16 protein-coding genes and 2 pseudogenes are annotated in these 19,383 nt (G+C 71.9%); 6 read left to right on the top strand and 12 right to left on the bottom strand.

Annotation, left to right across the window (positions count from 1 at the left end; translation table 11 throughout):
• Positions 1–76: 76 nt before the first annotated feature.
• The 3 genes from Voc01_RS32900 to Voc01_RS32890 are packed head-to-tail and all read right to left on the bottom strand — an operon-like array spanning position 77 to position 3,569.
• Complete coding sequence (locus tag Voc01_RS32900; RefSeq protein ID WP_203931497.1) at positions 77–2,443, bottom strand: glycoside hydrolase family 65 protein; 2,367 nt, start codon at positions 2,441–2,443, stop codon at positions 77–79.
• Entirely contained in the window at positions 2,440–2,898 is a 459-nt protein-coding gene (locus Voc01_RS32895) for an SRPBCC family protein (protein ID WP_203931496.1), read from the bottom strand. Before Voc01_RS32895 ends, Voc01_RS32900 begins: the two co-directional genes overlap by 4 nt.
• On the bottom strand, positions 2,898–3,569 hold the full coding sequence (locus tag Voc01_RS32890) for a hypothetical protein (protein WP_203931495.1): 672 nt from the start codon (positions 3,567–3,569) through the stop codon (positions 2,898–2,900). Before Voc01_RS32890 ends, Voc01_RS32895 begins: the two co-directional genes overlap by 1 nt.
• Positions 3,570–3,770: 201 nt before the next feature.
• Here Voc01_RS32890 and Voc01_RS32885 point away from each other — a divergent pair, with 201 nt between their 5' ends.
• From Voc01_RS32885 to Voc01_RS54775, 4 genes and pseudogenes are all read left to right on the top strand, one after another.
• Entirely contained in the window at positions 3,771–4,940 is a 1,170-nt protein-coding gene (locus tag Voc01_RS32885; RefSeq protein ID WP_203931494.1) for a hypothetical protein, read from the top strand.
• Positions 4,941–4,960: 20 nt separating this feature from the next.
• A complete protein-coding gene (locus Voc01_RS32880; RefSeq protein WP_203931493.1) occupies positions 4,961–5,245 on the top strand; it encodes a hypothetical protein in 285 nt (94 codons plus the stop codon).
• Positions 5,246–5,561: 316 nt separating this feature from the next.
• A pseudogene (locus Voc01_RS54780) lies at positions 5,562–6,380 on the top strand (AfsR/SARP family transcriptional regulator); the annotation flags it as partial.
• Positions 6,272–6,727, top strand: coding sequence for a bacterial transcriptional activator domain-containing protein (locus tag Voc01_RS54775; RefSeq protein WP_373873902.1), 456 nt, complete (start codon positions 6,272–6,274; stop codon positions 6,725–6,727). The pseudogene Voc01_RS54780 and the gene Voc01_RS54775, both read left to right, overlap by 109 nt.
• A 14-nt stretch (positions 6,728–6,741) precedes the next feature.
• Here Voc01_RS54775 and Voc01_RS32865 read toward each other — a convergent pair whose 3' ends face one another.
• The 7 genes from Voc01_RS32865 to Voc01_RS32835 are packed head-to-tail and all read right to left on the bottom strand — an operon-like array spanning position 6,742 to position 13,992.
• Positions 6,742–8,133 (bottom strand): NAD(P)(+) transhydrogenase (Re/Si-specific) subunit beta, encoded by a 1,392-nt coding sequence (locus Voc01_RS32865; protein ID WP_203931491.1) that lies wholly within the window; start codon positions 8,131–8,133, stop codon positions 6,742–6,744.
• Positions 8,130–8,426 (bottom strand): NAD(P) transhydrogenase subunit alpha part 2, encoded by a 297-nt coding sequence (locus Voc01_RS32860; RefSeq protein ID WP_203931490.1) that lies wholly within the window; start codon positions 8,424–8,426, stop codon positions 8,130–8,132. Before Voc01_RS32860 ends, Voc01_RS32865 begins: the two co-directional genes overlap by 4 nt.
• Entirely contained in the window at positions 8,423–9,550 is a 1,128-nt protein-coding gene (locus Voc01_RS32855; protein ID WP_203931489.1) for a Rossmann-fold NAD(P)-binding domain-containing protein, read from the bottom strand. The genes Voc01_RS32860 and Voc01_RS32855 overlap by 4 nt, the downstream gene beginning before the upstream one ends.
• Positions 9,551–9,553: 3 nt before the next feature.
• Positions 9,554–11,215: an NAD(P)-binding protein gene (locus Voc01_RS32850; RefSeq protein WP_203931488.1), complete on the bottom strand. Its 1,662-nt coding sequence runs from the start codon at positions 11,213–11,215 to the stop codon at positions 9,554–9,556.
• Positions 11,212–12,210 (bottom strand): thiamine pyrophosphate-dependent enzyme, encoded by a 999-nt coding sequence (locus Voc01_RS32845; RefSeq protein WP_203931487.1) that lies wholly within the window; start codon positions 12,208–12,210, stop codon positions 11,212–11,214. The genes Voc01_RS32850 and Voc01_RS32845 overlap by 4 nt, the downstream gene beginning before the upstream one ends.
• Positions 12,207–13,445, bottom strand: a complete 1,239-nt coding sequence (locus Voc01_RS32840) for a hypothetical protein (protein ID WP_203931486.1) — start codon at positions 13,443–13,445, stop codon at positions 12,207–12,209. The genes Voc01_RS32845 and Voc01_RS32840 overlap by 4 nt, the downstream gene beginning before the upstream one ends.
• The gene (locus Voc01_RS32835; RefSeq protein ID WP_203931485.1) at positions 13,438–13,992 is read right to left on the bottom strand and encodes a 2-oxoacid:acceptor oxidoreductase family protein; all 555 of its coding nucleotides are present in this window, start codon (positions 13,990–13,992) and stop codon (positions 13,438–13,440) included. Before Voc01_RS32835 ends, Voc01_RS32840 begins: the two co-directional genes overlap by 8 nt.
• 200 nt (positions 13,993–14,192) lie before the next feature.
• On the opposite strand from Voc01_RS32835, the gene Voc01_RS32830 reads away from it, so the two are divergent.
• Positions 14,193–14,501, top strand: a complete 309-nt coding sequence (locus tag Voc01_RS32830) for an STAS domain-containing protein (RefSeq protein WP_203931484.1) — start codon at positions 14,193–14,195, stop codon at positions 14,499–14,501.
• A gap of 151 nt (positions 14,502–14,652) precedes the next feature.
• On the opposite strand, the gene Voc01_RS32825 is transcribed toward Voc01_RS32830, so the two are convergent.
• Positions 14,653–16,731: an MMPL family transporter gene (locus Voc01_RS32825; RefSeq protein WP_239160632.1), complete on the bottom strand. Its 2,079-nt coding sequence runs from the start codon at positions 16,729–16,731 to the stop codon at positions 14,653–14,655.
• A 626-nt stretch (positions 16,732–17,357) separates the two neighbouring features.
• Here Voc01_RS32825 and Voc01_RS53355 point away from each other — a divergent pair.
• Positions 17,358–17,687, top strand: a pseudogene (locus tag Voc01_RS53355) (transposase family protein); the annotation flags it as partial.
• A gap of 49 nt (positions 17,688–17,736) precedes the next feature.
• Here the strand turns inward: Voc01_RS53355 and Voc01_RS32815 are convergent.
• The gene (locus tag Voc01_RS32815) at positions 17,737–18,861 is read right to left on the bottom strand and encodes an amidohydrolase family protein (protein WP_203931481.1); all 1,125 of its coding nucleotides are present in this window, start codon (positions 18,859–18,861) and stop codon (positions 17,737–17,739) included.
• Between the last annotated feature and the right edge of the window lie 522 nt (positions 18,862–19,383).

Here is a 19,383-nt window from a genome sequence, read left to right as displayed (position 1 = left end):
CCCTGATGCTGCGCGCCGCCGGCCGCTGCGCCGCGAGCCGAAGGGCCCGTCCGGTGGGGTCCAACGACTCGTGGCGCTACAGCAGGTTCTGCCGGCGGATCGGCTCGCGTCCGGGCGGCTGCACCGGCTCCGGGGTCATCGGGGTCATCGGGGGGATCGGGAGGCTCACCGGCGCAGCGGTGGTCAGGACGAACGGTTTGCCGTGGTGCACCAGGTCGATGGTGGCGGCGCCGTCGCCGGTGCGCAGCGCGTAGACGGCCTCGTCGGGACCGACGGTGACCTGCAGGCGCAGACCGTGCCACAGCAACGAGAACGACAAGCGCCGGATGCGGGCGGGCAGCCGCGGCGCGAACGACAGCTGGCCGGTATGGTCCCGCATGCCGCCGAGCCCCGCGACCAGCGCCAGCCAGGCGCCGGCAAGCGACGCCACGTGGATGCCGTCGCGGGTGTTGCGGTGCAGGTCGTACAGGTCGGTCAGCGCCGCCTCGCCGAGGTAGTCGTGGGCCAGTTCCAGGTGACCGACCTCGGCGGCCAGCACCGCCTGCGTGCTCGCCGACAACGACGAGTCCCGCACCGTGCGGGCCTCGTAGTAGGCGAAGTTGCGCGCCTTTTCCCCGGTGCTGAACGCATCACCGCACCAGTGCATGGCGAGCACCAGGTCGGCCTGCTTGACCACCTGCGCGCGGTACAGGTCCAGATACGGGAAGTTCAGCAGCAGCGGGTACTCGTCGGGGCCGGTCGACGCGAAGTCCCACTCCCGCAGCCGGGTGAAGTCGCGGACCTGCTCGTGCACACCGAGATGCTCGTCGTAGGGCACGTGCATGGCGGCGGCCGCGGCCCGCCACGACGCGATCTCGTCGTCGCCGATGGCCAGGTCCCGGGCCCGGTCGGGGTGACGTTCGGCCGCGTCGGCCGCGGCGACCAGGTTCCGGCGGGCCATCAGGTTGGTGTAGACGTTGTCGTTGGCGACAGCCGTGTACTCGTCGGGACCGGTGACGCCGTCGAGGTGGAAGACGCCGTCGCGGTCGTGGTGGCCGAACGACACCCACAACCGGGCCGTCTCGGCCAGCAGCTCCAGGCCGCAGTCGCGTTCGAACGCCGCGTCACCGGTCGCGGTGACGTACCTGGTGACCGCGTCGGCGATGTCGGCTCCGACGTGGACCGCCGCGGTGCCGGCGGGCCAGTAGCCGGAACACTCGTGTCCGCGGATCGTCCGCCACGGGAACGCGGCGCCGCGCCAGTTGAGGGTCGCGGCCCGCTCCCGGGCCAGGTCGAGCGTCGCGTGGCGCCAGCGCAGGCCTTCGGCCACGGCCGCCGGCTGCAGGTAGGTCAGCACGGGGTGCACGAACCGTTCGGTGTCCCAGAACACGTGCCCGTCGTAGCCCGGACCGGTCAGTCCCTTGGCGGCGATGGGCCGCAGCTCCGCCCGCGCGCCCGCCTGCAGGACGTGGAACATGGCCAGCCGTACCGCCTGCTGGACCTCGGCGTCGCCGTCGATCTCGATGTCGGCGCCGTCCCAGAAGTCGTCGAGGTAGGCGCGCTGTGCGGCGACCAGCCCGTCCCAGGTCTCGAACCGGGCGCCCTCGATCGCGGCCGCGACCTGGTCGCGGACGGCCGGCTGCGACCGCCGGCTCGACCACCCGTACGCGACGAACTTCACCAGGGTCAGCCGCTCGCCGGGCGCCAGTCGGCACACCACCGTCGTGCGCGCCAGGTCGGGGTCGGCAACGCTGCCGCACCGCAGGTCCGACGGCCCGTCGATCAGGTGCTCCATCGCGGCGGCCATCCGCAGGCCGCTCTCGCGCGTGCGGTGCACGAGCAACGCGCCGGTGTCGTGGACCCGTCGGGCCTCGGCGACCAGCGGCTCGCCGAGCACCGCCGCCACCCTCGGGTCCTTGAGGGGACCGGGCAGCGCCTCGTTGGCGACCAGCGCGGACTGGACGATGACCCGCACCGGCGCGTTCACCGGCGTCACCTCGTACCGGATCGCGGCCACCGACCGCTGGTCGAACGAGACCAGCCGGGTCGAGCGGACCCGCACCGCGCGCCCGGCGCCGGACTCCCACTCGACCTCCCGGCGCAGTACGCCGGCCCGCAGGTCCAGCACCCGCTCGTGGTGACGCAGCCGTCCGTCGCGCACGTCGAAGGGCGCGTCGTCGACCAGCAGCCGGATCAGCTTGCCGTTGGTGACGTTGACGATCGTCTGGCCCGACTCGGGGTAGCCGTAGCCGCCCTCCGCGTAGGGCAGCGGCCGCAGTTCGTAGAACGAGTTGAGGTAGGTGCCCGGCATGCCGTGCGGGTCGCCCTCGTCGAGGTTGCCGCGCAGCCCGATGTGGCCGTTGGACAACGCGAAGACCGACTCCGACTGGGCCAGCAGGGCGGTGTCCAGATACGTCTCCCGGACCTGCCACGGCTCCACCGGGTACGCCGGGTGACGGATCATCCACGCCTCCGCTCGCCGGACGCCCGCGACTCCATGAAGGTCCTGAGGCCGACCCAGTTGCGACGCTCCCACGCCGGACCGACGACGGCAAGCAATGGAGACAGTATTTTCATCGGCCCGACCAGTGCGGTGTCCCAGTTCCAGCTCAGGCGGGTCCCACCCGGGACCTCCTGGAAGGTCAGAACCCCGTCGACCCGCAGGTAGGACGCGCGCACGGCGTTGTGCAGCCGCCGCGGCCGGTCGTACTCCAGGATGGTCATCGCCATCGCGCGCCGGTAGCCGCCGCCCCGCGGCTCGGCCATGAACCGGGCGCCCGGACCGACGGGTCCCGCGTTCACCTTGACGGCGCGGGAGATGCGGGGGTTGTAACGGGGTTCGTTGCGCTCGTCGGCGACGAGGTCGAACACGTCCTCCACCGGCGCGTCGATGGTGATCTCTCCCCTGATGCGCGTCATCACCGCACTCCGTTCCCGATGGCCTCACGGGTCAGCCGCTGGGCGGCGAACCCGGTGAGGACCGCCACGGTGCCCGCCATGAGCACACCGGCGAGTACACCGACCAGCACCGTCACGACCACCGGCTGGCCCGGTTGCCACAATGGGGTCGCGACGACCATGAAGACGCCGAGCCCGGCGAGCCACGCCGCCGCCGTGGTGAGGATCCACCACGGCCCGCCGTACCCGTGACGGCGCAGCACCAGCCACTGCGCCGTGCCGATGCTGGCCAGCAGCGCCAGGCCGCCGACGGTCGCACCGACCGCGACCACCGCGACCGGCAGCCGCGACAGGTCGCCCGCCGTCGACGGGAGCATGCCGATCGCGTACGCCACGACCGCGGCGCCGGCGGTGGCATGGGCGAAGGCCCTGCCGGACAGGCCGCGCAGCCGGCGACGCAGCACCCACTGCTGGGCGGAGCCGAGCACGTACCCCTCCACCCAGCCCGCCGCGAGCATCAGCGGGAACCCGACGGCGGGCGGCAGGTCCAGGCGGGCGGCGAGAACCCCGGTGAGGGCCGGGACGCAGAACCCGACCGACTCGCCCGCGGTCGTGACCAGGACCCACAGCCGCCACAGCGGCCAGTCGCGCCGGGTCCGCGGTGGTCGGACAACCGATGCCGTGTCACGCATGCCCTCAGCGTCGCCGCCGCGCCCACGGCGGCGGCAGTGCCGGGTGGCCGTCGGGCCGGGACTTTCGGCCCCCGCCACGCGGCGGCGGGCCCGGAGAATGGACGACGGGGTGGCCGGACGCCGTCATCCCGACTTCGACCGTCTCCTCAGGCCCACGAGCCGCGGAGCGCGTCACCGGTCACCTCCGCGAGGAGGTGTGTGATGTCCGAGTCGACGACCATCCAGTTGCCGCCCGTGCCTCCCGACGGTGGGTCACCGGAGCCGCCTCCGCACCGCCGCTGGATCCGGGTCGCTCTGATCACCGCGCTCGCGGTGCTTCTCGTCGCGGCGCCGCTCGCCCTGTACCTGCTGCTGAACGGGGAGGACTCCGGCGGCAGTGGTGGCGGTGGGCCGGTGCCGTCGGAGGTGCCGAGCGCCAGCGCTGTCCCGAGCGGTCAACCGTCGGCAACGACGGGTGTGCCCGCGCCCGACGGGCGCATCTCGCCGGATGTGCTCCGCAACGCGACGATCGACGTGCCGGCGTGGCCCACGGACAACCTGACCGGGCTGTCGGGTCGGGTCGCCTTCCACAACGGGCAGGTTCTGATCCCGCCCGACAGCAGGTTCCCGTTCGAGCGGCACATGGTCATCGGCGCCGTCACCTACGGCGACCTCGACCGCGACGGTGCCACGGAGACGGTCGTCCAGATCAGCGCCGTCATTCAGGGCGGCGGCGTACAGCTCGTCGCGCTCGACCGCAACCGGGCCGGCGCGATCGTCACCATGGGCACCGTGGTCGCGGCCACCGGTGCGATCAGGGACATCGACGGAGCCGCCGGCCGGGTGACCGGCGACGGTGTGGTCGAGGCCCGCGTCGCCGACTTCCAGCGCTGCTGCGGTGACGAGACCCCGCAGACCTGGCAGAAGCGCGGGTACACCTGGGACGGCAGCCGGTTCCGGCAGACCACCGGACCCGTCTCGTTCCCGCCCAACCCGTCGGTCACCGAGACCGGCTTCGACGCCGGTGAGCTCGTGTTCGGACCGGCCGTCGACGGTGTCCGGCACGGCACGCTCACGGTGACGGTCCGGCACGTGCGCGGAACCCGTCCGCACCACCTGGTGCTGCTGTTCGAACCGGCCCCCGGCATCGAGCGGGACGGCTCGTCCTGGCCGCCCGTCCAGGTGGCACCGAACGGGCACCTGACCGTCGAGCTTCCGACGCCCGCGACCGGCGCGAGCGCCACCTACACGTTCGCCTTCCGCCGCCCGGCGACCGCCACCGACGACGAGTTCGGCCTGGACCTGCGCGGCGCGACCGCCGGTGGCGTGCTGCTCAGCGAGTCGAACCCGTGGGACGGCCAGCACCGGGTCACCGTCCGGACGACCGACTGACCCGGCCGGTGGGAGACGGCATGTCCGCCGTGGTGAAGTCGCTGCCTCCCGCGGGTGACGCCCTCCTCGCCGACCAACCGTGGCTGCGCACGGCGGTGACCGGGCCGGTCAGCGTCGTCGAGGCGCCACCCGGATGCCTGCTGACCGAAGGGCTGGCCGGTGCGCTGGGCGCCGCTGGACGCCGTCCGCTGTGGCTCCGGCTCGACCCGGACCCGGTGCCGGCCTGGGCGGTGCCGCCGGTCGGCGGCGGACGTGCGGCTGTCCGGTCCGGCCGCCGCCCGGCTGGCCGGGGACGCGTGCGGTGACCCCGGGCTCCTGGACCGGTGCGGCGGGCGGGCCGCCGCGCTCGTCGCCGTCCGCGCCACCCGGGCGGCGTTCGGACCGGCGGCCGACCGCGTACTCGCCGCCGCAGGGTCGGTCGGGGACCTGCTCGTGCGGGCGGCCGGCCTCCTGCTGGCGACGGTGCCCGCCGACGGGCGGCGTCGGCTGGGCCTGGCGGTCTACCTGGAACACGGCGAGCGCGACGACGGGCCGTGGTGGCAGCACCTCACCGACGACGGGCACCCGGACGCGGCACCGGTCCGGCTGCGGATCGACGACCACGAGCGGGCGGCACAAGCCATGGCCGCGAACGCGGACCGGCTCATGGACCTCGGCCAGTGGCAGACGCTCGAGGGCTGGTTGGCCCGGCTGAACCGCGACGTGCTCGCCGACCATCCGGACCTGATCCGGGCCCGCGGCGAGATCGCCGCCGCGCGGGGTGACGCGCCGCACGCGCAGACCTGGTTCGACCTGGCCGCCGCGCGATCCGTGGCGCGCGGCGACACGGTCGGTGCCTGCTCCACGATGCTGGCGGCGAGCACCGTCGCGACCACGTCCCTCGACCTGGCCACCGCCCGCGTCCGGGCGGCCGGGGCCCGGTCGCTCGCCGACGTCGCCGACCGGCCAGCGTGCCAGCTGTGGACGGGCTGGCAGCTCGCGGCCGTGCACCTGCTCGGCGGGGACGACGCCGCGCTGCTCGCCTTCGCCCGCCTCGCCGAGGGTGACGGGCAGGGCGACAACGGGCAGAGCGACGAGGGGCTCATCGCCACGACGGCCCGGCTCAGCCGGCAGGTCCTGGATCTGCGACGCGACCGGGAACGGCACCGGCAGGCGCTGGCTGAGCGCGTCACCGGCCCTTCGCTCATCGTCCAGCTGCTCGGGCCGATCCTGGCCGCCGTCGGCGACACGCCGGTCGAGGAGCACCTCGGCAGCCGGGCGCGGTCGCTGCTGGCGTATCTGGTGACGCACCGCGATCCGGCGCCGGCCACCGAGGCGCTCGTGGAGGCCCTGTGGCCGGACGTCGCACCCGGCCGCGGCCGCAACAGCCTCCACGTCGCCGTACACGGTCTGCGACGGGCGATCCGTACGGCGACGGACGCACCGGTGGTCGTCCACGCCGGAGGCTGCTACCGCCTGCACCCGGCGGTGACGCTGTGGACCGACGTCGACGAGTTCGATTGCGGCTGGCACACATCGACGTCCTCGACCGGCTCAGCGGCCTGCAGTTCGCCGCCGGCCGGTATCCGCGGTGCGCGGACCTGTGCCGGCGGCTCATCGACGAGGACCCCTGCCGCGAGGACGCCCACCGCCGCCTGATGCGGTGCCACTGCCGGCAGGGACGGCCCCACCTGGCGCTGCTGCAGTTCCGCGCCTGCGTCCGCGTGCTGGCAACGGACCTGCGGGTGCGTCCCGACCCGGAGACGGTGGACCTGTATCACAGCATCCGCCGGCACGAGCGGGTGTGAGCGCGGCGTGCGCCTCACGACCCGACCAGGGTCTTGATCGCCGCGGCCAGCTCCGCCAGGCCCTTCTTCGCGTCGGCGAAGAACATTCCGGTCTTCGGGTCGGTGTACAGCTCGTTGTCGATGCCGGCGTAGCCGTGACCCATGGAGCGCTTGATGACGATGACGCCGCGGGCCCGGTCGACGTCCAGGATCGGCATGCCCGAGACGGGGTTGCCGGGCCGGCGCGCGGCCGGGTTCACCACGTCGTTGGCGCCGACGACCAGGGCCACGTCGGTGCGGGCGAACTCGGGGTTCACCTCGTCCATCTCCTTGAGCTGGCGGTAGGGCACGTTCGCCTCGGCGAGCAGCACGTTCATGTGACCGGGCAGCCGGCCGGCGACCGGATGGATGGCGTAGCAGACGTCCACCCCGCGCCCCTCAAGCAGTTCGGCGAGCTCGCGGACCTCGTGCTGGGCCTGCGCCGCGGCCAGCCCGTAACCGGGCACGATGACGACCCGGCCGGCGTAGGCCAGCTGGATCGCGGCGTCCTCCGCCGACACCGACCGGACCCGGGCGTCGGTCGAGACGGGACCGGCCGGGCCGTCGCCGGTCCCGAAACCGCCGACCACGATGCTGACCAGCGACCGGTTCATCGCCTCCGCCATGAGCATGGTGAGGATGCCGCCGGACGCGCCGACCAGCGCACCCGCGATGATCAGCACGGTGCTGCCGATGACGAACCCGGCCATCGCGACCGCCGTGCCCGTCAACGCGTTCAGCAGGGAGATCACCACCGGCATGTCGGCGCCGCCGATCGGCATCACCATCGCCACACCGGCGGCGAGGGCGGCGACGGCCAGCACGGCGAGGACGGCTGTGCCGCCGCGCCCCGCGACGAGCAGCCCACCGGCGCCGGCCATGACGACGGCGAGCGCCACGGCGAGGACGCGGGCGCCGGGGAACACCACCGGCCGGCTCGCCACCACACCCTGCAGCTTGCCCGCCGCGATCAGCGAACCGGAGAACGTGACGGCGCCGATCACGACGTCGACGGCGACCGCAAGAGCGGTGCCGGTCGCGCTGTCGTGGCGCATGAACTCGTGGACGGCCACCAGCATCGCCGCTCCGCCGCCCGCGGCGTTGAACAGGCTGACCACCTGCGGCACGGACGTCATGGCGACGGTGCGGGCCATGTACCAGCCGGCGGTGGTACCGACCATCGTGCCGGCGGCCAGCACTGTCCAGCCCGTCGCGGTCACCGTGCCCTCGCGCACGAGCACCACCACGGTCGCGGCCACCGCGGCGGCCATGCCGTAGGCCGACAGGAGGCTGCCGCGGCGGGCGGTCGGCGGCCGGTTCATCAGGTGCAGCCCCAGCACGAAGCACGTCGCGGCGGCCAGGTACACCAGTCCCAGGACGGTGGTCACGACGCGCCTCCCGTCGGCGGCCCGGGGCGGCGGTCGGCGAACATCGCCAGCATCCGGGCCGTGATCGCGTAGCCGCCGACCACGTTCATCGCGGCCAGCGTGACGGCGACGAAGGCGAGCAGGTAACCGATCCACGTGTCCGCGGTCACCGCGATCAGCGCCGCGCCGACCAGCACGATGCCGTGGATGGCGTTGGCCGCCGACATCAGCGGGGTGTGCAGCATCGCCGGGACCTTCGAGATCACCTCGTATCCGACGAGCACGCTGAGCAGGAAGATGGTCAGCTCGGTCACGACCGCACCTCACCGTTCCGCGTCGCCACGACGCTGGCGTGGATCTCGTCGGTCGGGTCGAAGGCGAGCTCGCCGTCGCGGAGCAGGTGGCCCAGCAGCGCGACCACGTTGCGGCTGTAGGCCGCCGACGCGGCCGCCGCCATCGACGAGGGAAGGTTGCCGGCGCCGATGACGGTGACCCCGTTGTCGGTGACGACCGTCCGGTCCGGCACCGACAACGCGACGTTGCCACCGAGCGGCCCCGAGGCCAGGTCCACGAGCACCGACCCGGGCGCCATCGCCTTGACGGTCTCCTCGTCGACCAGCAGCGGCGGGCGGCGGCCGGGAACCTGGGCGGTGGCGATCACGACGTCGTGCCGGACCACCCGGGCCGCCAGCTCGGCGGTCGCGGCGCGCTGCTCGTCGGCGGTCAGCTCGCGGGCGTACCCACCGGCGCCGGTCGCGTCGGCCAGCACGCCCGGGACGATCACCTCCGCGCCGACCGACGCCGCCTCCTCCCGGGCGGCGGCCCGCACGTCGTAGGCGCGCACGACGGCGCCGAGCCGGCGGGCCGTGCCGATCGCCGCCAGGCCCGCCACACCCGCGCCGAGGACGAGCACCTCGGCCGGCTTCGCCGTGCCGGCGGCCGTGACGAGCATCGGGAAGTACCGTTCGAACGCGTTGGCGGCCAGGATCACCGCCCGGTAGCCGGCGACGGTGGCCTGCGAGGTCAGCGCGTCCATCTCCTGTGCCCGGCTCAGTGTGCGCGGAACCAGGTCAAGGCTCACCGCGGTGACACCCAGCCCGGCGAGGTCCGCGACATACCCGTCGCCGGATCGACCGGCGAGCATGCCGACGACCACCTGCCCGGTCCGCAGCCGGTGCGGCGCCGGCCGCCCGACCGCCAGCACCAGGTCGGCCCGGGCGTCGAGCTCGTCGGCGGTGACGACATCGGCGCCCGCGGCGGCGTACGCGGCGTTGTCGTGCCGCGCGGCCCGTCCGGCATCGGCCTCGACCAGGACCACCGGCGGCGCGCCACCGCGCGCGGCCACCCGGGTGAGCCGGGCCAGATCACCGGGCACCAGCGCGACCCGGCGTTCGCCGGCCGCCCGTTCCCGTACCACACCCACGGTCAGCGGTGCCATGCCTCATCCCTTCGGCTCGGGAACTCTGCTCGATGCGCCCGCCTCCGCGGGCGCCGGCTCCGGGATCATGTCGATCGCGCCGGCGGGACACTCGGCGGCGCAGATGCCACATCCCTTGCTGTACTCGTAGTCGATGGCGAAGTTCGGTCCGCCGAGCTTGATGACGGCATTGTCGGGGCACACGCCGTAGCAGTTGTCGCACTCGAAGCAGTTGCCGCACGACAGGCAGCGGCGGGCCTCGAACAGCGCGGTCCCCTCGTCGAGGCCACCCACGACCTCGTCGAACGTCGACGTGCGCCGGGCGGCGGTCAGCTGCGGCTGCACGGTGGCCGGCGCGTCGCTGTAGTACCAGGTGTTGAGCCGTTCGTAGGTCGCTGTCGGCGGCACCGGCGCCGGCCCGTCGGTGTTGCCCCGCAGGTAGGCGTCGATCGCGCGGGCGGCGCGGTGGCCCTGACCGATCGCGTTGGTGACGGTGCGTTCGGCGCGCACGATGTCGCCGCCGGCGAACACGCCGGGGCAGCCGGTGGAGAGGTCCGGGCCGACGCGGACGTCGCCGCCGTCGAACTCCACACCGTCCACAGTGGACAGCAACGACAGGTCGGCCCGCTGACCAACGGCCAGCAGCACCGAGTCGGCGGCGAGCTCGGTGAACTCGCCGGTCGGCTGCGGGAACCCGGTGTCGTCGAACTCCATCCGCTCCACCATGACCCGTCCGCCGTCGAACGCGGCGATCGTCGACAGCCAGCGCACCGTGACGCCCTCGTCGAGCGCCTGGGTCAGGTCGGTCTCGTGCGCCGGCATCCGGTCCCGGGTGCGTCGGTAGACCACGATGGCGTCGGTCGCGCCGATGCGGCGGGCCGCCCGGGCGGCGTCCATGGCGGTGTTCCCGCCGCCGTAGACGACGACCCGCCGCCCCAGCTCCGGCGGGTCGTCGTCGGCCAACCGGTGCAGCACGGAGATGGCGTCGAGGATCCGGGCGGAGTCGCCGGCCGGGATGGCGGTGCGCTGGCCGAGCTGCTGCCCGACCGCCACGAACACCGCGTCGAAGCCGTCGCGTTCGGCGGCCAGGTCGGTGACGGGACGGCCCATCTCGAACGTGACCCCGAGCGCGCGGATCCGGTCGGTCTCGGCGTCGAGCACGTCGCGGGGCAGCCGGTAGGCGGGGATGCCGTACCGCATCATGCCGCCGGGCCGCTCCCCCGCGTCGCGGACGGTCACGTCGTGACCGAGCAGCCGCAGGTGGTACGCGGCCGTGAGCCCGGCCGGCCCGGCACCGACGACCAGGACGCGCCGGCCCGAGGACGGAGCGTCCACCGTGACCGTCCACTGTCGACGGATGGCCTCGTCGCCGAGGAAGCGCTCGACCGCGTTGATGCCGACCGCCTCGTCGAGCTGGGCGCGGTTGCAGACCGACTGGCACGGGTGGTAGCAGACCCGGCCGATCACCGCCGGGAACGGGTTGACCGCCATGACCGCCCGCCAGGCGTCCTCGTACCGGCCCTCCTCGGCGATGTACAGCCACTGCCGCGGGTCCTGCCCGGCCGGGCAGCCCTCCGCGCACGGCGGCCGGTTGTGGACGTAGACGGGGCGCTCCTGCCGCCAGCTGCCGGTGTGGTTGGCCAGGCTCGAACCCACGCCGAGCGTGATCGCGAAGGGCCGGTTCATGGTGTCGCCTCCAGCAGCCCGTACCTGTCGATGTTTCGTTGCGCCTCCGCCCCGATGCGGGCCAGCACGTCGTCGCGACGCTCGGGCTCGAACAGGTGCCGGTAGCGGGCCTGTGGCCGCAGGTACTCCTCGACCGGCACCCGGCGACGGATCGGGCGCACCCGCGTCACCTCGCCGTGTTCCGCCTCGAACACCGCGAACAGCCCCGACTCGGCCGCCAGCCGGGCCAGGCGCACGGTGTCGCGCGCGGCCGAGCCCCAGCCGAGCGGACACGGCACGAGCACGTGCAGGTACCGCGCGCCCCGCAACGACATCGCGTACTCGACCTTCGCCTCCAGGTCACGCAGGTCCGCGACGGTCGCCGTGGCGACGTACGCGATCCGGTGCGCCATCGCGATCTCCGGCAGGTCCTTGCCCTGGCCGAAGCTGTTGCCGGGGGCCGCACCGACCGCGGGGGTGGTCGCCGTCCTCGCGGCCGGCGGGGTCGCGCCGGACCGCTGGACGCCGGTGTTCATGTAGGCCTCGTTGTCGTAGCAGACGTAGAGCACGTCGTCGCCGCGCTCGAACATGCCGGACAGGCAGCCGAGTCCAATGTCGACGGTCCCGCCGTCGCCGCCCTGCGCGACGACCCGGACGTGTTCACGGCCCTGCGCCTTCAACGCCGCGGCCACGCCGCCGGCGACCGCCGGCGCGTTACCGAACAGGGAGTGCAGCCAGGCGATGCGCCACGACGTCTCCGGGTACGGCGTGGAGAACACCTCCAGGCATCCGGTCGCGTTGACCACGACCATGTTCCCGCGGGTCGCCCGGTTCGCGGCGTCGAGCACGTACCGCGCGCCCAGCGCCTCGCCGCAGCCCTGACAGGCGCGGTGTCCGGACGTGAGCGCGTTGGCCCGGTCGGGGTCGGCCTGCGCCGAGCGCTGCTCCGGACCGAGCAGCCGGTTGCCGACGGCCAGGCTGCCCACCTGGTAGAACTTCACCGGTTGCCGGGTCATCGCGCGCCTCCCCGCAGATCGGCCAGCACGTTCTCCGCCGTCGGTCCGCTCCGCCGCTGGGCCGCCACGCGGCCGAGCTCGCGGTCGACGAGCGGATGGTTGAGCCCCATGAACGTCAGTGCCGGCAGGTCGCCGCCCATCCCGGCGGTGAGCATCTCCTTCAGGCCGGCCGACGTCACCGGTCGGCCACCCAGCCCGGCGACCACCGTGTGCACCGGCAGGCCGGGCACCGCCGCGCGGAGGTCGGCGCTCACGATGCCACCGACACCGGTGGAGAACGCGCGCTCCAGCACGATGACGCGCCGGGCGTCGCCGAGCGCCTCGGCGACGTCCTCGACCGGGAACGGCCGGAAGGCCGTCAGCCCGAGCACGCCGATGCTGCCGCCCTCGGCGCGCATGCCGTCGACGGTGTCCGTCAGCGTGCCCAGCACCGATCCCAGCGCGACGACCACCGTGTCGGCGCCGGCGCTGCGGTACGGGTTCACGGCAGCGGGGACATGGTGACCGACGGCGTCGGCCCACTGGCCGGCGAGCCGCGGCAACGTGTGCAGCGCCTCGAGGTGACGGACGTGGGCGAGGTAACGCACCTCGGTGAACGCCTCGGGCCCGACCATCGCGCCGATCGACACCGGGTCGGCCGGGTCGAGGACCTGACGCGGATGGTACGGCGGCAGGTATCCGTCCACTGTGGACTGATCGGGCACGTCGACCGGCTCGACGGCATGGGTGAGCACGAAGCCGTCCATGCACACCATGACCGGCAGCGACAGCTCCTCGGCCAGCCGGAAGGCGACCACGTGCAAGTCGACCGCGGCCTGGTTGGAGTCGGCGTAGAGCTGGATCCAACCGCTGTCACGCTGGCTCATCGAGTCGCTGTGGTCGTTCCAGATGTTGATCGGCGCGCCGATGGCCCGGTTGGCGACGGTCATCACGACGGGCAGGCCGAGGCCGGCGGCGTTGTAGACCGCCTCGGCCATGAACAGCAGGCCCTGGCTGGCGGTCGCGGTGTAGGTGCGCGACCCCGCGGCCGACGCCCCGATGGCCAGCGACATCGCACCGAACTCGCTCTCGGCGTTGATGAACTCGCACGGCGCGACCGATCCGGTCCGCACCAGCTCGCTGAGCGCCTCCACGATGTGCGTCTGCGGCGAGATCGGGTACGCCGGGATGACCTGGGGCCGGCACCGGGCCACCGTCTCGGCGACGGCGCGGGAGCCTTCCAGCTGCCTACGCATGGGACGTCTCCTCCCGCTGGGCCCGGCCGAGCGCGAACGCCGCTCCGGCCGCGGCGATGTTGCCCGAGGCGAGCCGCCCCGGGAACCGCGTACGGATGGCCGTCTCGACCGACTCGAACCGCAGCATGCCGGTGAGGCCGGCGAAGGCACCGATCAGCGCGGCGTTGGGAACCGGCCGGCCGATGTGGCGCAGCGCCAGGTCGGTCGCGGGCACGGCCAGCACCCGGGCGGACGAGGACAGGGCCACCGGTACGGCGGAGTTCACCAGGACGCATCCACCGGGGCGCAGCCCGGCGAGCACGTCGACGTGGTCGCTGACCGTCGCGTCCTGGACGATCACACAGTCCGGTTCGGCGATCGGCTCCCGCGTGCGCACCGGTTCGTCGCTGATGCGGCAGAACGCGGCCACCGGGGCGCCGGTCCGCTCCGACCCGAAGCTGGGGAACGCCTGTGCCCAGGCGCCCTCGACGAAGGCCGCCATCGCGAGCAGCTCGGCCGCCGTGACGACGCCCTGGCCACCGCGGCCGTGGATACGGATCTGGTACACGCGGGTCTCCTTCCGCGCGGGGTACGACTCCGACCACGCTCGCACCGCCGGCCGCGTACCGGATGGGCCGAACGTCCCCCCTCCGGTGCCGCCCGGCCCCCGCCGGCCCGGCCCGGTCAGGGCCGAAAGACCCTTGCGCGCGACCCCGGGGCCGGTGACAGTCGGCCGGTACGCCCCACCAGCGACGGACGGTTGATGTGATGGACGGGCTGACCCTGCGGTACGAACTACGGGCGGGCACCACGACGGTGACCGTCGAAGGTTCCCTCGACGCGCGGAACTGCGAGACCCTGCGGGACGGGCTCGGCCTGGCGCGCATGCTGCGCCCGTCCGGGCCCATCGTCATCGACCTCGACCGGGTCGACGAGCTGGCCGTGGCCGCGCTGGTCATCCTCCGCGAGGCCAGCGCCGACGCCCGCCGCGACGGCCGCACGATGTCGCTGCGCAACCTGCACCAGGAGAACGTGACCGACCCCGGCAGCGTGCGGATCCTCGCCCGTACCGGGTAGTCGGCACGCCCGCTCCCGGAGCGCCGACCCCGTCCCGTGCCCGGGCGGGCCGGCCCGCCCGGGCACGAGCCCGGATCCCTGCACAGCACCGCAGTGGACCGGTCCGGGACGGGCCTGGGTCCCCGTCCCGGATCTCGTCCGTGCCGCGCGCTCACCGTTGCAGCACGAGCTCCTCGTCGTCGGGGAGCGAGTGTCGCCCGGTCGGCGGCTCCGCCGGCGCACGGGACAACCGACTCGGCCACCACATCCGCCGGCCGATCAGCAGGGTGAGGGCGGGCACCAGGACCGACCGCACCAGCAGGGCGTCGAGCAGCACGCCGAAGGCGACCAGGAACCCGACCTCGACCAGCATCACCAGCGGAAGTGAGACGAGGACCGCGAACGTGGCCGCCAGAACCACGCCTGCCGAGGTGATGACGCCACCGGTGGCCTTCAGAGCCTTGAGCATGCCCCCTGTGGTGCCCAGACGCACGGTCTCCTCCCGGGCCCGGCTGGTCAGGAAGATGTTGTAGTCCACGCCGAGCGCCACCAGGAACAGGAATGCCAGCAGCGGCACCGAATAGTCGATCCCCTTGAACCCGAGGATCGTGTCGAAGACGAACACGCTCCCGCCGAAGGCCGCGGCGAACGAGACAACCACGGTGGCCATCAGGATCAGCGGGGCCACGATCGCGCGCAGCAGCAGCCCGAGCACGATCAGGACGACGACGAGCACCAGCGGGATCACCAGCTTCTCGTCGCGCCTGGTGGTCACCTCGGTGTCGAGGTTCTCCGCACTCGGCCCGCCGACGATCGCCTCCGCCCCGCTCACCGCGTGCACGGCCGCGCGTACCCGCTTGATCGTGTCGTACTCCGCGCCGGTGTCCGGCGCGTCCTTCGGGAACACGGAGATGTCGACCCAGCCACCCTTGATCTCACCCGGGAATGCCTGCGCCACACCGGGGGTGCCCTTGACGACGTTGAGCACCCGCACCTGGTACGCCGGCCGCACGTAGATCGTCATCGGCATGCCGCCGAGCTCCGGGAAGTGCTGACGGAGAACGGTGAAGCCGGTGACCGACTCCGGCGCGGACAGGAACTGGTCCTGCTCCCGCAGGGGGCCGGTGTTGCCCGTCAGCCCGACGGTGAGCACGCCGAGGACTCCGAGCGAGGCGAGCGTCGCCACCCAACGTCGGCGGTTGATGGCGGCGCCGAGCCGTCCCCACAGGCCCGGCTTCTCCTGCTCGGTCGTGCTGAACCGCGGGATGGCCGGCCAGAAGATCCGCCTGCCGAGCACCACGAGCACCGCCGGGAACAGCGTCAGCATGGCCACCAGCGCGCACAGGATGCCCGCCGCACCGATCGGGCCCAACCCGCTGGTGCTGTTCAGGTCCGCGACGAGCAGGCAGAGCAGACCGGCGACCACGGTGGCCGCGGACGCGACGATCGCCGGCGCCGCGCCGCGCAGCGCGTGGACCATCGCGACCCGGACGTTCTCGTGGTGGTGCAGTGCCTCCCGATATCGAGCGATGAGCAGCAGCGCGTAGTCCGTGCCGACGCCGAACACCAGGATCGTCAGCAGCGCCGAGTTCTGGTTGTTGACCACGATGCCGAAGACCTTGACGAGCAGGTAGACCGAAGCCATCGCGGTCAATGCGGCCGCGCTCACGGCCATCAGCGGGATGAACCACAACACCGGACTGCGGTAGGTGAGGATCAGCAGGAGCGTGACGACGATGACGGTGGTGAGGAAGACCTGCAGGTCGATGCCGTCGAAGACGGCGTCCAGGTCGCCGTCGATCGCGGCTGGGCCGGTCACCTCGAGTTCCAGGCCGGCGGGGCGGTCCATCGCGGCGTCACGCAACGGGCCGACGAGATCCTCCGGTGCGCCGTAGGTCGTGCTCACGTCGAGGGTGAACATCATCGCCTTGCCGTCGGTGGAGCGGCTCGTCGGTGGGCCCTCGTCCTCCTCGTCGGCCGGGGCCTTCACCTTCGGCGGGTACCGCTTGGCAAGGGTGTCGTAGTGGCGCTCGACCGTCGCGCGGTCGGTGTCGGTCACCCCGCCGGCACGGTGGTACACGAAGACGAACGTGTTGTCCTCACCGCCGGGGAGCCTGTCCTCCAGCGCCGCCACCTTGGTGGACTCGGCACCTGCCGGCAGGAGGTCCACGGCTCTGTCGGTGGTGACCGAGCTCAACTTTGCGCTCAGCGGCATCATGAGTGCCGACAGCGCCACCCACAAGCCAATCACCAACCACGGTACCCACCGGCCTGCCAAGCGACCGGGCGGCGTTTCCCCGGTCGGCGCTGCGTTGACTTCCATCACTAGCCTCCTCGTGCGGGTCACATCGCTTATCTGATGACGAATTCGTACCGAGCGAATCTGAGAGGACCGTTAAAACCCGCTCAGGCTGGTTGGCCGAACCAGGTGCACGTACACACCGCTCGGCGGGTAGTGAATCCTGGCCGCGGCTTCTGACCGCAGCAGTGGCGCGCCGACGGTGCGGAAGCGTTGGTGTCACAGGGCCCAGATTCGGCCGCGTGAGCTTGATGCGATCGGTGAAACTCGCCAGGGGGTTCGGCCGGCCGTTCGACAGGACGGCGCCCGGCGAGTACGTCACCGACGCCCACCGGCCGGCGCTCACGCTGGCATAGGCGGGTTCGCAATGATCGATCTCCGGTATCGCCCGTGGCGACAGCGGTGGCGATTGGGCTCTCAGCCGGAAGCGGGGATCGAGCCGATAGCCGATGTCCGGTGTTGGCCCATCCCGGTTGTCGGCGCTTCACGCTGGCAAGGGTCTGCTACCGGGCCCCGCAGCAGACCCTTGCGAACCGCGCCGTCGATGAGCCGTTTCCATCCCGATGACGCTGGTCAGGATGGGCCTCTCGCATGCTGTCCCACCCGTAGGTGATCTCGTTGTCCCCCACAGTCTCCACCGCCTCGGCGATCTCATCCGGGCCCGCGGCACAGAGGTGCGGTCATGCTGGCGTCGCCGCTCAGCCGGCCAGCCGGCGCTGCTGGTGTTGGCACGCCTACGAAACGGCGACACCCCGGCCCAGTTGGCGGCCGGATTCGAGATCGGCGCGACAACGGCGTGGCGCTACGCCCGCGAGGCGTCCGATCTCCTCGCCGCGACCGCGCCGGCTCTGGCCCAGGCGGTGGCCTCGATCGCCCTGCTGGCGTACGCGATCCCGGACGGCACCCTGGAGCTTCGGCGCGCCACCTAGCAATGACAATTCTGCCCGCCGGGAGGTGTCAGACCTTTATCCCGAACAGCTTCTCCGCATTTCGGAATGCGATCTTTTCCTTGTCCTCGCGTGGCAATCTGACAGCCCGGAACCAGTCGGTTTGAGTTTTTATGTTCGCAAATGGGTAGTCGGTTGCGAACATCACTCGATCCACACTTATGCATATCAGAAGGAGGTCGAGCAGTTCGTCCTGGGGAAATGCGCTGGTGGTGAACCAGAGGTTGTCGTGGATGTACTGCTCGAACGGCTTCTTCAGGCTACTCTCGGTTACTTCGCTCATCTTCTCCACAATGCGCTTGTAGAAGAACGGAAGGCCTTCACCCATATGGCCGACGATGATCTGGAGCCTGGGATACCGGTCGAACACACCTGAGATGATCATTCGGACGCACTGGGTAACAACCTCCTGGTGCCATCCATACGCAGAAATGCTGAGAACCTGGTCCTGGAACTCCCTCTGATACTCCGGCCGCATGTTGCTGTAGTAGATCTGGAAAACCTCGTCGGGCGGCAGGCCCGGATGGATGTATATCGGCACATCAAGGGCTTCGGCGCGCGCCAGCAAAGGCTCGAAATCGGGATGGTCGAGGAACTTCTTCCCGATGATTCCGTTGGTCAGACATCCCAGGAAGCCATCCTCCCGAACCGCGCGTTCCAGTTCGTCGGCCGAGGCCTCCGGATTCTGCAGCGGCAAGGTTGCAAATGCCTTGAACCGCCCCGGGTAGGTAGCCATAGGTCCATCGACAAGCATCTTGTTTAGGCGATACGCGAAATCGATGCCCTTGTTGCCTGGGACATTCTGCACACCTGGCGTGTGTGCGGAGAGGATCTGGACGTTGAGTCCCCCCTCATCCATTGCGCCGATGCGGCGCGGGCCCATCTCGGCAAGGCCGGTGTCCTCGAGAAACAGCCTGTCGTTCAGCACCATCAGCTCACGGGTGGAGAAGGTCTCTTCCGTGCCGATGAAGGGCAGGTCCTGATCTCGCCGGAAAACATCCGAAGTCTCGTTCGCTGCCGCACGGGAGCCAATGGCATGCGTGGACAGGCCGGCGCCAATGCCAAGTGCCGTGCCGGTGAGGAAACCTCGGCGTCCCGTGGTGAGGTGCTTCAGAGGATGTGCGACGGACTTCATGTCGGTCTCTCTTCAGGTGTTTGTTCGGTGCGGTACGCCATCACTGGCCACCTGCACACGGGTTGCCTCCCTTGTACGGGCCACCCGTTTATCTGACGCCAACTTTGTACCGAGCGAATCTTAGAAGAACGTTAATGCGGCGGCTCGGGCCGTTTGCCGGCAGCAGTCCGCCGACCGGGTCACCGCGGAGACGATGTCCGGGTCGGACCGGTGATGCATGGTGGTGGCCGCTCGGTGTCCGTCTTCAGCGAAGCCTGAGCGGCGGTCAGGACGGGGCATCGCGTCGAGCCGGTGAGGACCGAACGGGCTTCCGTGTCGGTCCACCGCTGAAGGTCCCCACACTGCGGCGACGCAGCGTGGACGGGCCGCGCCAGGCGATCACCCCGCGTTGGACGGCGGCGGACAGCGGTCCTGTCGGCGGCCGTGCCCGGCTGACGGCCGAGGGGTTCCCGGCCGCCGACCGGGCCGGGAACCGCACGTCGGGATACGCATTGTCGGCAGGCAGTGACCACGCGGCGATCG

Origin of the sequence: Virgisporangium ochraceum (assembly GCF_016863655.1) — a bacterium.
Classification (GTDB): domain Bacteria; phylum Actinomycetota; class Actinomycetes; order Mycobacteriales; family Micromonosporaceae; genus Virgisporangium; species Virgisporangium ochraceum.
This window is presented reverse-complemented; position numbering and strand designations above follow the sequence as displayed.

What these genes read in the sequence shown, in the direction of transcription:
- Voc01_RS32900 (WP_203931497.1), bottom strand. Translation starts at nt 2,443, where the DNA reads ATGATCCGTCACCCGGCGTACCCGGTGGAGCCGTGGCAGGTCCGGGAG.
- Voc01_RS32895 (WP_203931496.1), bottom strand. Translation starts at nt 2,898, where the DNA reads ATGACGCGCATCAGGGGAGAGATCACCATCGACGCGCCGGTGGAGGAC.
- Voc01_RS32890 (WP_203931495.1), bottom strand. Translation starts at nt 3,569, where the DNA reads ATGCGTGACACGGCATCGGTTGTCCGACCACCGCGGACCCGGCGCGAC.
- Voc01_RS32885 (WP_203931494.1), top strand. Translation starts at nt 3,771, where the DNA reads ATGTCCGAGTCGACGACCATCCAGTTGCCGCCCGTGCCTCCCGACGGT.
- Voc01_RS32880 (WP_203931493.1), top strand. Translation starts at nt 4,961, where the DNA reads ATGTCCGCCGTGGTGAAGTCGCTGCCTCCCGCGGGTGACGCCCTCCTC.
- Voc01_RS32855 (WP_203931489.1), bottom strand. Translation starts at nt 9,550, where the DNA reads ATGGCACCGCTGACCGTGGGTGTGGTACGGGAACGGGCGGCCGGCGAA.
- Voc01_RS32850 (WP_203931488.1), bottom strand. Translation starts at nt 11,215, where the DNA reads ATGAACCGGCCCTTCGCGATCACGCTCGGCGTGGGTTCGAGCCTGGCC.
- Voc01_RS32845 (WP_203931487.1), bottom strand. Translation starts at nt 12,210, where the DNA reads ATGACCCGGCAACCGGTGAAGTTCTACCAGGTGGGCAGCCTGGCCGTC.
- Voc01_RS32840 (WP_203931486.1), bottom strand. Translation starts at nt 13,445, where the DNA reads ATGCGTAGGCAGCTGGAAGGCTCCCGCGCCGTCGCCGAGACGGTGGCC.
- Voc01_RS32830 (WP_203931484.1), top strand. Translation starts at nt 14,193, where the DNA reads ATGGACGGGCTGACCCTGCGGTACGAACTACGGGCGGGCACCACGACG.
- Voc01_RS32815 (WP_203931481.1), bottom strand. Translation starts at nt 18,861, where the DNA reads ATGAAGTCCGTCGCACATCCTCTGAAGCACCTCACCACGGGACGCCGA.